12 protein-coding genes are annotated in these 12,912 nt (G+C 58.1%); 3 read left to right on the top strand and 9 right to left on the bottom strand.

Annotated features, from left to right (window positions below):
* Positions 1–4: 4 nt before the first annotated feature.
* The 3 genes from E0486_RS03345 to E0486_RS03335 all read right to left on the bottom strand — a co-directional run bounded on the left by E0486_RS03345 (position 5) and on the right by E0486_RS03335 (position 1,652).
* Entirely contained in the window at positions 5–451 is a 447-nt protein-coding gene (locus E0486_RS03345; protein ID WP_131850723.1) for a hypothetical protein, read from the bottom strand.
* Positions 452–532: 81 nt separating this feature from the next.
* On the bottom strand, positions 533–943 hold the full coding sequence (locus E0486_RS03340) for a lysozyme inhibitor LprI family protein (protein WP_131850722.1): 411 nt from the start codon (positions 941–943) through the stop codon (positions 533–535).
* 46 nt (positions 944–989) lie between these two features.
* The gene (locus tag E0486_RS03335; RefSeq protein WP_165917172.1) at positions 990–1,652 is read right to left on the bottom strand and encodes a metal-dependent transcriptional regulator; all 663 of its coding nucleotides are present in this window, start codon (positions 1,650–1,652) and stop codon (positions 990–992) included.
* A 79-nt stretch (positions 1,653–1,731) separates the two neighbouring features.
* Between E0486_RS03335 and E0486_RS03330 the strand changes: the two genes are divergently transcribed.
* A complete protein-coding gene (locus E0486_RS03330) occupies positions 1,732–3,789 on the top strand; it encodes a TonB-dependent receptor plug domain-containing protein (protein WP_131850720.1) in 2,058 nt (685 codons plus the stop codon).
* A 135-nt stretch (positions 3,790–3,924) separates the two neighbouring features.
* Here the strand turns inward: E0486_RS03330 and E0486_RS03325 are convergent, their stop codons facing one another.
* From E0486_RS03325 to E0486_RS03310, 4 genes are all read right to left on the bottom strand, one after another.
* On the bottom strand, positions 3,925–5,121 hold the full coding sequence (locus E0486_RS03325) for an ATP-grasp domain-containing protein (RefSeq protein ID WP_131850719.1): 1,197 nt from the start codon (positions 5,119–5,121) through the stop codon (positions 3,925–3,927).
* Between the two features lie 79 nt (positions 5,122–5,200).
* The gene (locus E0486_RS03320) at positions 5,201–6,025 is read right to left on the bottom strand and encodes a type 1 glutamine amidotransferase (RefSeq protein ID WP_243697362.1); all 825 of its coding nucleotides are present in this window, start codon (positions 6,023–6,025) and stop codon (positions 5,201–5,203) included.
* A 40-nt stretch (positions 6,026–6,065) separates the two neighbouring features.
* Positions 6,066–7,712 carry an amidohydrolase gene (locus tag E0486_RS03315; RefSeq protein ID WP_131850717.1) on the bottom strand — a complete coding sequence of 549 codons (1,647 nt, stop codon included), beginning with the start codon at positions 7,710–7,712 and terminating at the stop codon, positions 6,066–6,068.
* Between the two features lie 10 nt (positions 7,713–7,722).
* Positions 7,723–9,366, bottom strand: coding sequence for an amidase (locus E0486_RS03310; protein WP_131850716.1), 1,644 nt, complete (start codon positions 9,364–9,366; stop codon positions 7,723–7,725).
* Between the two features lie 69 nt (positions 9,367–9,435).
* Between E0486_RS03310 and E0486_RS03305 the strand changes: the two genes are divergently transcribed.
* Both E0486_RS03305 and E0486_RS03300 read left to right on the top strand, forming a co-directional pair.
* Positions 9,436–10,473, top strand: a complete 1,038-nt coding sequence (locus E0486_RS03305; RefSeq protein WP_131850715.1) for a proline iminopeptidase-family hydrolase — start codon at positions 9,436–9,438, stop codon at positions 10,471–10,473.
* Between the two features lie 127 nt (positions 10,474–10,600).
* On the top strand, positions 10,601–11,377 hold the full coding sequence (locus E0486_RS03300) for a hypothetical protein (protein ID WP_131850714.1): 777 nt from the start codon (positions 10,601–10,603) through the stop codon (positions 11,375–11,377).
* Between the two features lie 72 nt (positions 11,378–11,449).
* Here the strand turns inward: E0486_RS03300 and E0486_RS03295 are convergent, their stop codons facing one another.
* On the bottom strand, positions 11,450–11,707 hold the full coding sequence (locus E0486_RS03295) for a hypothetical protein (protein WP_131850713.1): 258 nt from the start codon (positions 11,705–11,707) through the stop codon (positions 11,450–11,452).
* A gap of 86 nt (positions 11,708–11,793) precedes the next feature.
* On the bottom strand, positions 11,794–12,906 hold the full coding sequence (locus E0486_RS03290) for a carboxylate-amine ligase (protein ID WP_131850712.1): 1,113 nt from the start codon (positions 12,904–12,906) through the stop codon (positions 11,794–11,796).
* Positions 12,907–12,912 lie beyond the last annotated feature (6 nt).

The following is a 12,912-nucleotide window of genomic DNA, read 5'->3' as shown; positions in this document are numbered from 1 at the left end:
TGCCTTAGTCCTCTTTTCCTTTCCACTTTCCACCCGAGCGGTGCGGGTTGCCTTTCCCTTTTTCCCAACCATAGTGGTTGCCGTTATTGCCTTTCACCTTGGCTTTATTGCCTTTATAGGTCCGGCCGTGGGTGCCGCTGTGCGTAACGCCACAGCGGCGGCGCACTTCATTGAGGCGGGTGCGTCGGGCCTGCTCGATCTGGCTGATCTTGTAGTCGCGCTCGGACGCCGTATAGTTGCCGTTGGCGCGCATGGCTGCCACCTGAGCATCGTAATTGCGGTTGACGGCGTTGATCTGATCCTGGCAATTGCTGCCGCCGGTGGGGTAGGAGGCAGTGCTGCTGTTGTTGCCGCCCCGGAGAATGACGTCGGCTGCGCGATCGCGGTCGCTTTGGGCGAAGGAGGCGGAGGCAAGGCCGGTGCAGACGAGAAGAGTGAATAGCTTTTTCATACGCTTCGATTTACAGGCACCATTCAAAAATGCGTGCCAAACGGCCGGGTTTGGGCCAAGTATTCGTTAAAAGGTACCTAACTAACGGCTGCAGGTATCCCGTAGGTCACGCAGCCGCTCATTTCGTTCGGTGTTCAATCGGTCGGTTTCGGTGCTGCGCTCTGTCATATTCATGCGGCGGTTGCGCAGTTCGCTCAGGCGCCGGTTGAACGATTCGTTCAGCACGTTGGCCTGCGCCAGGCAGCTTTTGTACCGGGATCCGCCCGCACAGGCCTTTTCCTGTGCGCTCAGCCGGTCCGTGCGGTAGAAATACAGCATGAGCGTTCGGTACTCGCGGTCGATGGCATTCACCTTCGGATTATTGCTGATCGCTTTTTCCTGTTCCTCGTAGCTGCGGTTGATCGCATCCAGTTTCGAAGCGCAGTCCGTGCTTTGCGCAGCTGCGGCGCCAACAAGGCCGAAGCTGAGGAGTAAGACAAGTATTTGTTTCATGGGGCACTCTATAAGCTGTAGAGCGAAAGGCCGTGCCAGAAACGGCTCAGGGCTGCGAAACGAGGATATTTCCGGCAACTTTCTCGGAAAGCTGGAGCGTCACCTTTTGCACCTGCACCTGGCAGGAGCCGTCGTATTCAAGGTGTTCCAGCAGCTTGATCCGCGTACCCGGCCTTAGTTGCAGCTTTCCGAGGTAGTCCAGGAAGGAATCGTCGGTGTCGGCAAAGGAGCGGATCACGTAGCTCCGGCCGACGGCCGCTTCGGTGAGGGGCACCGCGTTGCTTTCGGGCACCCGGCCGTTCTTATCGGGAATAGGGTCGCCATGGGGGTCCACAAGGGGGAACTTCAGGAAGGCTTCCAGCCGGTCTACCAAGTCGTCCGAGTCGATGTGCTCGAGCTGCTCGGCCAGGTGATGGACCTCATGCCACTGGTAGCCGAGCCTGTCAACCAGGAACACTTCCCACAGCCGGTGGCGACGGATAATGGCCAGCGCCCGGCGCTCGCCGCCGCGACTCAGTGCGATTGACTTGTCAGGTTGCGCCTGAACCAGACCCTTTTCATTCATTTTACGCACCATCTCCAGCACCGAGGCGGGGTTCAGGTCGAGGTAGCGCGACAGGGCGATATTGTTCACCTTGCCACCCTTTTGCTGCAGCTTATAGATCGCTTTCAGGTAGTTCTCCTCGTAGTGGTGGGTAAAATGCGACATGGCCCAAAAATAGCAGGTATTCCGTACCAATAATATTTGGTATCCCAAATAAACTACCTTTGGTGTATAAAAGAAACCTATGCGTGGTACCCTTGTCGCTCTAGTTGTTTTCCTGCCCGCCGCTGCGGGCGCGCAGGATACGCTCTTCAAGTCTTCCATGGAAGAAGTGGTGGTATCGGGTACCATGAAGCCCGTGCGGCGGCTCGAAAGCCCGGTGGCGGTAGAGGTTTATTCCGCGCAATTTTTCCGGAAGAACCCCGCACCGAGCCTGTTTGAATCGCTGCAGCAGGTGAACGGCGTGCGGCCGCAGATCAACTGCAGCGTGTGCAACACGGGCGACATTCACATCAACGGGCTCGAAGGGCCCTACACGATGGTCACCATCGACGGGATGCCCATCCTGAGCAGTCTCTCCTCCGTATACGGGCTATTCGGCATTCCCAGCCAACTGCTCGAAAAAGTAGAGTTGATCAAGGGGCCGGCCTCGGGCTTATACGGCTCGGAAGCGATCGGCGGCCTTATCAATGTCATTACCCGCGACCCGGCAAAGGCGCCGCGCTTTTCGATGAACCTGATGAGCACGAGCTGGAGCGAGCACAGCCTCGACGCGGGCGCACGCTTCCGGCTCGGGAAGGCATCGGTGCTGACGGGCCTGCACTATTTCAATTACCAAACGCCGCAAGACCGTAACGGTGATGGCTTTACCGATGTGACGCTGCAACACCGCGTGTCGTTGTTTCAGAAGTGGCAGCTGGCGCGTGGCGCCGGGCGCACGGCCACGTTAGCGGCCCGCTACTTTTACGAAGACCGCTGGGGCGGCGAGCTGGGCTGGTCGCGCAAGTACCGCGGGGGAAAGGAGGTGTATGGCGAGAGTATTTACACCAGCCGGTGGGAGTTGATCGGCCGGTACCAGTTGCCCGTCGCGGGCCAATGGCATTTTGCGTTCAGCGCCACGGGCCACCATCAGGACGCCGCTTATGGCTCAATGCCGTTCGATGGCGACCAGCGCATCCTATACGGCCAGCTGACGGGCGCCTGGGCGGCGGGCAAACATGGCCTCCTGGCCGGCGCCGTTACCCGGCATACTGTTTACGACGATAATTCGACGGCCACGCGCGATACATTGAGCGGGGTAAACCGGCCGGAGAAGACCCTGTTGCCGGGGCTTTTCGTGCAGGACGAGTGGAAGCTGGCCGCGAAGCACACTGTATTGCTCGGCCTGCGCTGGGACCATCACCCGCTGCACCGCAGTATCTTCACGCCCCGCGCCGCCTGGAAGTGGCTGCTCCCGCGGCAGCAGGTGCTGCGCCTCAATGCCGGCACCGGGTTTCGGGTGGTCAGCATCTTTACCGAAGAACACGCCGCACTGACCGGTGCCCGGACCGTAGAAATACGGGAGGCGCTGAAGCCCGAAACGAGCTACAACGGTAGTCTCAATTACACGCTGCCCTTCGGCCGCGCCGGTCGTGCTTTTACACTTGATGTTTCGGCCTGGTATACGTATTTCTACAACCGCATACAACCCGATTACGACAGCGATCCCAACAAGATCATTTATGCCAACCTCGACGGTCACGCGGAGTCGAGAGGGATCAGCATGGCACTGGAGGGCAACTGGCGCAACCGGCTGCGCGGCAACATTGGAGTGACCCTGCAGGACGTGGCGACGGTGCGTGCGCGCAATGGCAAGGCAGAACGGGAGCGCCCCGTGCTTACTGAGCGTTTCAGCGGCACCTGGTCGCTCACGTATTCCTTTCCTATGGCCGGTCTGAGCATCGATTACACCGGGAATGTCTACGGGCCGATGCGGCTGCCGCTGATCTCCGACCTCGATCCCCGCAAGCCGTACTCGCCGGTATGGAGCATTCAAAACCTGCAGGTCACCAAGTGGCTCTCTAAGAAAGTGGAAGTGTATGGTGGCGTCAAGAACCTGCTCAACTGGACACCCGACCGGGGAAATCCCTTCCTGATCGCGCGGGCGCACGATCCTTTCGATAAGAACGTGCAATACGATGCCGGCGGGCAGGTGAAGGCCACCGCGGAAAACCCGTACAAGCTGACCTTCGACCCGGCGTATGTTTATGCTCCCAACCAGGGACGGCGTGTGTTTGCCGGGGTGCGTCTGAAGTGGGACTAGGCTGCCAGGAGTCCCTGTTTTCATTGCACGCGCGAACGATCTGCCGCAGGTATTCCCGGGCCATGGCATCACAAACAGGAGAAGGGCAACGCGAAGCAGTTGGTTAGGCAACGTCAGTATCCGTCGTGTTCGTTGCTATTCTTCAAAGTAACAGAAAGTTCCGCCTACCCATTCCTTGTCTTTATTGTAGCGCACACCAACCATCTTGCCTTTGCTGAGGCGTGCGAGGTTGCCGGCGGCAACAGGACGTGCCGCGCCCGGTTCCCAGAAATAGAAAAGCCGGATCTCCGCTTTCGCCGGTTCGTCGGGTGTTTCGATGACAGCAGCGTAGGGGACTTTGCGCTGCAAGATCCACGCCTCCGGGTCGGGAATGGCGGCAATGGCTTCCTCCGTCACATCAATGATCACGCCCTGGCCCGCAAACGAAAACAGCGGCTTTACCACGTAATTCCCGAGGTCTTGCGGCAGCTCGGTTACGTCGTTGAGGAAGCGCGTTTGCGGCACAAACGGGTGGTCGATAAAGGGTAGGGTGAATTTGCTGAGGCGATAAAACCAGTTCGGATGCGGTACCCAGGTAACGTCCAGTTCTTCCTGGAATAACCGGCCTTTTTCCTGCACTTCGGCCGGCTGCTGGTGCAGGTCGTCGAAGATGAGGCGGTTGTAGATCCGGTGGATCGGAATGCGGCGGCCATCTTTTTCGTAAAACAGCTTCTTTCCTTCCTTGATCAGTTTCGTCAGGCAAACGGTTTCGATACCGAGGTATTGTTTGGTGGCGGCGAAGTCGACGCGCGTTTTTTGCTGCTCGGGGAATATCTCCAGCAGCACGACGTTTTCCGGTTTTTCATCGGCTACGATGAGGCGGCGCAGCGCAGCGATATAGCTTGCTTTGTCAAAGCCGTTCAGGTAAGTGCTGAATCCTTCCGGCTTGCCGAAATGCCGCTCGTGCACTTCGGGAAAAAGCACCTGGTATGCGAAGAGACTTGGAAAGCCCTGCATCTCAATCAGCTGAGGTTCCAGGCCGCCGTTGGCGCTATGGCAAATGCCGAAGTCGAAGGCAATGAATTGCGGGTGGCCGTCTTCATCCGGCACATGCAGCTTCGGCGGGATGGCCTTCTCGCTCTGTGCAGGGTAGGCGGGAGCCTGGATCGCGTCGATGATGCTTTCGCAGGCAGACAGCATCTGCTCCTTAAAGGCACGCGGCACGAAGATGGGCGTTTCGGCTACCCGGAAGTCAAGCTGGCCGGGATGCACATTCGAAAGTTCCTGGATAAAAGCCTGGTACTTCTCCTGGGAAAAAGCTGCATTGTATGCCTGTCGCAAAGCCGGGATCATCGTTGGTTCGTTTGGCTTCAAGATAAGCAGGAGCGGGCAATCGTCAAAGCCGTCGTACCTGTGTTGACGATCCGCACGATCACATTGGCTGCAGAATGCGCCGGTGCGCCGCAATGGTGAGGAAGTTGGGGACGATATGGCTGTACGTCCACATAATCTTGTCGGGGGCGGAAAGCCCCTCGATCATGCTTTCCCATTTTTCGAGGCCGTGGTTTTCCACGACGTTCTGTTTTTTGTCGGCTTGCTGCAGGTACATCCGCATACCCAACGCATCCGCCTCGGGGTGAAACTGCGTGCCGATCATCCAGGGGTTGAAGCGAAGCCCCATCACGGCCTGTGAGTAGGGAACGTGGGGTCGATATTTTTCGATGCAAAGCACCTGGGCGCCCATCGATTTGAGCTGGTCGAAGTCGGGGTCGATCACCTGCCAGTCGCGGCTGTCCACTACGTAGAACGGATCCTTCAGACCGTGAAATACAGGTTCCTGCTGACCTTCGTTGAGCACGTGCACGGGGAATACGCCAAAGGCCGTCGACTTACGGCGCGTCACTTTGCCGATGCCGAAGTAGCGGCAAGCCATCTGGAAGGAATGGCAAATAAAGAAGACGTGCTTCTTGTCTTCATTGAGTGGGTTCTCGTTGTGTGCCAGCACCTCGCCGATCCAGTTGAAATAGGCGATCTCCCAGGGTTGTCCTTCACTTTCCAGCGGCGAGCCTGGGCCGCCGCTCGAGAGGTAGATATCGTAGGAAAGGTCCGGCAGCTCGATCTTCTGGCGCACGTCGAACTCATCCCAGCTCAGGTTCAGCCCGTGGAATTCGCCCCAGGCGTTGATGATCTCTCGGATACAGCGCATGCCCTGGTTGGGCTGCCCTTCATAAAGGTCCAGAATCGCAATACGTACCATTTCCATCCTCAATTGCAAGTGACAAACATAAGGGTAAAACTCATCTATTGGCGGCAAAAACCGCCGTGCCGCCCACGTAGGTCGCCAAGACCCTTGTGGACAGGATCCTGTTTTCACCCTCTGCGAGCAAATCGCGGTCCAAAATGATGAAGTCTGCCCACTTGCCGGGCTCCAGCGAACCTTTCTCCGTCTCCTCGAAATTGCTTCGGGCAGCCCATATGGTCATTCCGCGCAACGCCTGGATGCGGCTCAGCGCGGCCTCCTTTTGAAAGCCGTTACGGGGGTAGCCCTTCGCGTCCTTGCGCACCACGGCGGCGTAAAAGGTCTTGAAGGGGGAGATGTCCTCTACAGGGAAGTCGGTGCCGAGGGGCAGCCAGCCGTTCTGCTGCAGCAGCTGGCCGTAAGCATAGGCGCCTTTCAACCGTTCTGCGCCGAGGCGCTCGCCGGCCCAGTACATATCGGAGGTGGCATGCGTGGGCTGCACGGAGGGTATGACCGTGTATTGGTGAAAAAGTGCGAAGTCGCCGGGTGCTACTACCTGTGCGTGCTCGATGCGCCAGCGCCGGTCGTTGGGGCCCCGCAGGTATTTGCCGTAAATGTTCAGGATGGTCCGGTTGCCGGAATCGCCGATCGCGTGGGTGCACATCTGCCAATTTCGGGCATAGAGCAGTGCGGCGACCGAATCGAAATGGGCGGGACTGCTGAGCAGGAAGCCACTCCAGCCCGGCTTGTCGCTGTACGGCCGCAGAAGCGAGGCGCCGCGCGATCCCAGCGCACCGTCGGCGTACACTTTAAACGAACGTACGTTCAGGCGATCGGTTTTGTAGGGGCCCCGGCGGAACGCCCAGTCGTAGTTCTTCGGGGCATCGCTCAGCATCGCATAAATCCGCATACGCAGGTCGCCGGCGCGCTGGAGGGAGTCGATGAATTCTACCGCGTCGAAGTCGAGGCCGCAGTCGTCGATCGTGGTAAGGCCAACGGCGAAGCATTTTGCCTGGGCGGCCAGCAACGCTGCACGGGCCTGGGCTGCAGTAGGAGCGGGTATCCGCGCGCTCACGAGGCCAACGGCGTTATCGATAAGCATGCCGGTCGGTCGGCCATCCTGTATTTCTACGGAACCACCGGTGAGCGTAACTGGTCCATCTACACCGGCGGCCTGTAGTGCCGCGGCGTTGGCCATAGCCGCGTGGCCGTCTACACGGGTGAGCAACACCGGGTTGTCCGGAAACAGTGCATCCAGGCGCTTACGGTTGGGGTAGGCCTTTCCTTTCCAGTCGTTCTGGTCCCAGCCGCGGCCGAGGATCCAGGCGCCCTTCGAAAGGCCCTGCTTTTTTACGAAGTCGTGGGTGCGCTGGAGCACGTCGTCCCAGCTGGTGGTGCCGGTGAGGTCCACGCGCTGCAGGCTGAAGCCATAGTTGACGAAATGGGCGTGGGCGTCGATGAAGCCGGGATACACACAGCGTCCCCGCGCATTTATTTTTTCGGTAGCGTCGTATTTGCGCAGTAGTTCCTCGCTGCTGCCTACGGCGCTGATGCGGCCGCCGGTGACGGCCATGGCCGACGCGATGCTGAAGGCGGAGTCGACCGTATAAATACGAGCATTGTACAGCAGCAGGTCGGTCTTTATCTTCTGGGCGTCGGCAGTCATGCCTAGGGCAAGCGCAGCCAGCAGGAAGAATTGCTTCATAACGATTTATTTACTGCCGGAAGAGCGCCGGGTGCTGCCGGTGGTAGCCGGTGCGCTCCTGGTAAGCTTTGGCAGCCTGCAAGATAGCGGCTTCGTCGTACAGGTTGCCCAGCAGCGTGATGCTTTGAGGGCGCCCTTCTTTATTAAAGCCAATAGGCATGCAGAGGGCCGGGTGCCCCGTGAGGTTGGTAATGGACAACTGCCGACCCGCAAACGAAGGCGTGATCACTACGTCCCAGTCCTTCATGAATGATTGCACTTGCCGTCCCAGTTCATACCGCCAGCGGTTCGCATTGATGTATTCCACAGCGGGAATGAAGCGGGCGCCGCGGAAGATGTTTGGCCAGAAATCCTTGTCCTGCCGCTCCACGAGGCTGTCGCGGTCGCTGCGGGTGAGCCCGTCGAAGGCGGCGGCCGACTCCGCGGCAAGGATCAATCCCACCATATCGTAGCGGTATGCGGCCGAGTCGGGAAACTGAACGGCAACAGGCTCCACGCCCAGCGCGCGGTAGGTGTCGAGCACTTTCCATTCGGGCGCGCCGGCCGGCAGCCGCCGGAAGTAATTGGCGGCATAGGCCACACGCAGCTTCTTCACGTCGCCCTTCGGGTCGAAGTTGAAGGCGTGGTCGGTAGCGCCGGGGTCGCGCCCGTCGGTGCCTTTGAGGTAGTAGTATACAATCGCGTCGTCCTCCGCGCTGCGACAAATGGGCCCGATCTTGTCGAGGCTCCAGCAAAGTGCCATGGCACCGCTGCGGCTTATGGTGCCAAACGTGGGCCGCAGCCCTGTAGCTCCGCAGCGTGCCGACGGCGACACGATTGACCCGAGTGTTTCGGTACCGACGGTAAAGGGAAGCAAGCCGGCAACAACCGACGCCGCTGAACCCGCCGACGATCCGCTGGAGCCCTGCGTCAGGTCCCAGGGATTCTTCGTTTCCCCACCGAACCATTTGTTGTTGTACGCCAGCGCGCCGAGCGACAGCTTTGCGCACAGGACGGCACCGGCTTTCCTGAGTTGTGTGTAGGCAAACGCGTCTTCTTCGAGCACCTGTTCCTTATACGGCGCGGAGCCCCACGTGGTCTTATACCCTTTAACGGCAAACAGGTCTTTCAGGCCATAAGGAATGCCGTGCAATGGTCCCCGCCACTTGCCGGCGCGGATCTCGGCGTCGGCCTGCCGGGCCTCTTCCAGTGCCCGCTCTTCGGTGAGCGTAATCACGCTTTGCAGCGTGTCGCCCCATTTCCGGAGGCGTGCCATGAAAAATTGCGTCAGTTCCAGGGAACTGATCTTCTTGCTCCTGAGCAACGAAGCCAATTGCGGTATCGAGTAGAACGCGAGTTCGACCCGGTTGGCGGGCAGTTGCTGGTCGGGTAATACCCAGTTGATGGTCTTTTGGCCTTGCGGTACGGTGGTGCCGAAGGCGCCCGGTGTAAAAGCAAACGGGTAGGGGAGGCTGTTGGGAGGCAATGGCACGTGCATCGACCGGTAGGTTTCGCCGTACTCCTGCAGGCTTTCAAGCAGGGAGTCGGCTTCGGCATCGGTGAACCGGAGGTCGTACCACTGTGCGATTTGCCGTGCAAGGCGAATCGAATCGGGGCGCGTTTGCGCTGAGGCGGCCCCGGCCACCAACAGCAGTGCGCAGCATAGTTTTTTCATAGCGGAAGGTTAGGGGTGAAGCGCCAAATTAGGGCATTAACACGTATCTTTTCCGGACAACTTAACCTTATGCGCCACTGTTATTTTTTCGTCCTTGCCCTGCTACTGTATGCGTGCACGCCGACCATCACTGCCGGTGATCGGAACGAAAGCGATGGCCCCACAGTCCGCGAATATTTCAACTACGGAGACACCGGTGTGCAAACCGCGGGCATCCGGCTCATTCCGATCCAGACACCGGGAGGTACGTTCAACGTTTGGACGAAACGCTTCGGCAACAACCCGCGCATCAAAGTGCTCCTGCTGCACGGCGGCCCTTCGTTCACGCACGAATACATGGAGTGCTTCGAGAGCTTTTTCCCCAGGGAGGGTTTCGAATTTTACGAATACGACCAGCTCGGCTCGTACTATTCCGACCAGCCCAAAGACTCGTCGCTGTGGACCACGGAGCGTTTCGTGGAAGAAGTGGAGCAGGTGCGGAAAGCCATCGGCGCCGATAGTTCCAATTTTTACGTGCTCGGAAACTCCTGGGGCGGTATGCTCGGAATGGAGTATGCGCTCAAATACCAACAGCATATGAAGGGCCTCATCGTGGCCAACATGGTGGCGTCGATACCCGATTATGTGCAATACGCCAACAATGTACTGGCGCCCCAGATGGACTCCGGAGTGCTCGCGGAGATCCGCGCCATCGAAGCGAAGCACGATTTCGATAACCCGCGCTACGAAGAACTGCTGGGGCCGAATTTTTACGCGCAGCATATCTGCCGCATCAACCCGATGCCCGAGCCGGTACTGCGTTCATTCAGGCATCACAACAAGGAGATCTATACGATGATGCAGGGACCATCTGAGTTCGGGGCATCCGGCCGCCTCGCCAACTGGGACCGCAAGGCTGATCTGAAAAATATCAACGTGCCCACGTTGATGGTGGGTGCCAGGTACGACACGATGGACCCGAAGGTGATGGAGGAGCAAAGCAAACAAGTGAAAAACGGCTCGTATTTATACTGTCCCAACGGCAGCCATATGGCGATGTGGGACGACCAGAAAGTGTTCATGACCGGGGTCATCGATTGGATCCGGAAGGTGGACGCGGGGAAATAGCCCCGTTCCTCGTAATTACCTAAAACAGAGTATTTCGCAGGCGGTTGCGACGGGGTAGTATTGCGGTCCAGGCTTCAGGAAATGATGGCCTGGCTTAAACCCCGAAACGAAAATCAAAAAGGTAATTATGAAAACGGTCATCCTCGCGATCTTATCGCTTTTGCTTGCTGAATCCGGGCAGGCGCAATACGACTACCCGATCGACACCTATTCGGCCAGTGACATGAATGTGAAGGGTAAAGTAAAACGGATCACCGAAGTCCGGGTGTACACTGACAAAAAAGGCCGCGTGAATAATGGCGAGCAGAAAATGAAGTACGTCTACGATTTCGATGCTAGCGGGCGACTTACTTCTGTTCAGGTGTTCGAGCTGAAATCGGGCGAGGAACTCGAACGGACGTCTACTTACACTTATGTCGGCGACAAAGTGAGCCGGATAAATACCAAGGAGGCGTATGTAAATCCCTATACGAATGTCTTCAGCTACTCAGCGTCACAGGTGTTCGTCCGGAACGGGGATGGCGACCTGCTGGAAGCACGAACGCTCAGCAACGGGCGGGTAACGGAGACGAAATATTATGGCGCCGGGCATTCAACGTACCGCAACCGGTATGTATATGAATACAACGGGGATGGACAGGTGCAGAAGCGCTTTTACAAGGACGACGCCGAAGCCCACCGGAAGTATTATTCATCGGAAGCCTATCAATACAACCGCAGCGGCGACCGGCAGAAAAAAGAACGGTACAATAACGAAGGGGCGCTCGACGACATCAGCAACTACACGTATACCTACGGCAGCCAGAACAACTGGACAAAGTGCTCGAGCGTGTCCTATGCCCCGGGCGAGGATGAGGAAGACCACATTTACACGCAGTATACCCGCGTTTACGAATACTACTGAGCCGGGTTCCGGCAAGAAAAAAAGGGACTTCTTTCCGTAATCGGAAAGGCGCGGCCGGGACGGTGCTGGCCGTCAGGCGGGTGTGCCTACATGAAGGGCGATGGCCTGCAGGACGCTTTCCATAAGGCGGCCGGGCAGGCCCTCTCTTTGGGAAAAGGCCAGGACGCCGGTAGGTGACAGGAGTACTTTACGTGCGCTCAGCAAATCCTCCAGCTCGCCAGAGAGCATCGACAGGCGGTACTCGGTGGCAAAAGGCTGCGCGCGCTCGGTGACCAGGGCGTTGTACAGGATTCCTTCGTAGGCGAATTCGATGGTAAAGATGCGGGCCATAAAAAAAAGGGTAGAAGCGCGGTGGCGTTTCTACCCTAAATATACGACAATTCATTTATATCTGCAATGGCGGCATTAGACCGGCATTAGATACCGTGCAGGAACTGCGACTGCACATAGTCCACCACGTCGGTCATGCTCTTGTTGCGGCCGTATACGGCCAGTTGCCGGTCGGCGCCAGTGCCCTGCTCGAGCATCTGGTGCACGTACTGCAGGCGGTGCCGGCTGCCCAGTTCGTCTACTACGTCGTCCACAAAGTCGAGCAGCTCGTAGATCAGCACGCGGGTGTTGATCTCTTCCTGCTTGCCGAAGTCGATCAGGTAACCATCGATGCCGTAGCGGCTCGCGCGCCATTTGTTTTCGTTGATCAGCGCGCGTGAGTACTGGATGAAGTTCATGTTTTGCGAGCGCAGCTTATAGATCTTTGCGCAGATGGCCTGGAACAACGACGCAATACAGATCGTTTCGTCGACCGTCATCGGGATATCGCAGATGCGGAATTCCACGGTGTTGAAGAACGGGTGCACACGCAGGTCCCACCAGATCTTCTTGGCGTTGTCGATGCAGTTCGTCTTCATCAGGATCTTGACGTAGTTGTCGTAATCCTCGATGTTCTCGAAGGTTTCGGGGATGCCGGTGCGCGGGAACTTGTCGAATACCTTGGTGCGAAACGACTTGTACCCCGTGCTGCGGCCCTCCCAGAAGGGCGAGTTGGTGCTGAGTGCGTAGACGTGCGGCAGGAAGTAGCGGGTGCTGTTGGCGATGTGGTTGGCCATCTCGCGCGACTGCATACCCACGTGTACGTGTAGCCCGAAAATGAGGTTGCTGCGCGCTGCTTCCTGGAGCTCGTTCACGATCTCATTGTAGCGAACGTGGTCGGTAATCAGCTGGCTTTCCCAGTGGCTGAACGGGTGGGTACCCGAAGCGCCCATTGCAAAGCCGAGACCGCGGGCGATGTCGGAGATCGTGCGGCGCAGGGTACTGATGTCGGTCCAGGCTTCATCGGCATCGGCACAGATGTCGGTGCCCACTTCCACCACGGCCTGGTGCATCTCGGCCTTCACCTTGTCCTTGATCATCTTCTGGCCCTCGTGCACGATCTTCTGCTCATGGCTTTTGAGCTCGCGTGTCGCCGGGTCCAGAACCATATATTCTTCCTCCACGCCAAGCGTAAAGGTCTTGAAATTCAAATGCGCCATGGATGC

It is taken from the genome of Flaviaesturariibacter aridisoli, from assembly GCF_004343705.1.
Taxonomy (GTDB): domain Bacteria; phylum Bacteroidota; class Bacteroidia; order Chitinophagales; family Chitinophagaceae; genus Flavisolibacter; species Flavisolibacter aridisoli.
The sequence above is the reverse complement of the archived record's forward strand: the minus strand, read 5'-3'. Positions and strand labels throughout refer to the sequence as shown.

What these genes read in the sequence shown, in the direction of transcription:
- E0486_RS03290 (WP_131850712.1), bottom strand. Translation starts at nt 12,906, where the DNA reads ATGGCGCATTTGAATTTCAAGACCTTTACGCTTGGCGTGGAGGAAGAA.
- E0486_RS03295 (WP_131850713.1), bottom strand. Translation starts at nt 11,707, where the DNA reads ATGGCCCGCATCTTTACCATCGAATTCGCCTACGAAGGAATCCTGTAC.
- E0486_RS03330 (WP_131850720.1), top strand. Translation starts at nt 1,732, where the DNA reads ATGCGTGGTACCCTTGTCGCTCTAGTTGTTTTCCTGCCCGCCGCTGCG.
- E0486_RS03310 (WP_131850716.1), bottom strand. Translation starts at nt 9,366, where the DNA reads ATGAAAAAACTATGCTGCGCACTGCTGTTGGTGGCCGGGGCCGCCTCA.
- E0486_RS03305 (WP_131850715.1), top strand. Translation starts at nt 9,436, where the DNA reads ATGCGCCACTGTTATTTTTTCGTCCTTGCCCTGCTACTGTATGCGTGC.
- E0486_RS03340 (WP_131850722.1), bottom strand. Translation starts at nt 943, where the DNA reads ATGAAACAAATACTTGTCTTACTCCTCAGCTTCGGCCTTGTTGGCGCC.
- E0486_RS03325 (WP_131850719.1), bottom strand. Translation starts at nt 5,121, where the DNA reads ATGATCCCGGCTTTGCGACAGGCATACAATGCAGCTTTTTCCCAGGAG.
- E0486_RS03335 (WP_165917172.1), bottom strand. Translation starts at nt 1,652, where the DNA reads ATGTCGCATTTTACCCACCACTACGAGGAGAACTACCTGAAAGCGATC.
- E0486_RS03345 (WP_131850723.1), bottom strand. Translation starts at nt 451, where the DNA reads ATGAAAAAGCTATTCACTCTTCTCGTCTGCACCGGCCTTGCCTCCGCC.
- E0486_RS03315 (WP_131850717.1), bottom strand. Translation starts at nt 7,712, where the DNA reads ATGAAGCAATTCTTCCTGCTGGCTGCGCTTGCCCTAGGCATGACTGCC.
- E0486_RS03300 (WP_131850714.1), top strand. Translation starts at nt 10,601, where the DNA reads ATGAAAACGGTCATCCTCGCGATCTTATCGCTTTTGCTTGCTGAATCC.
- E0486_RS03320 (WP_243697362.1), bottom strand. Translation starts at nt 6,025, where the DNA reads ATGGTACGTATTGCGATTCTGGACCTTTATGAAGGGCAGCCCAACCAG.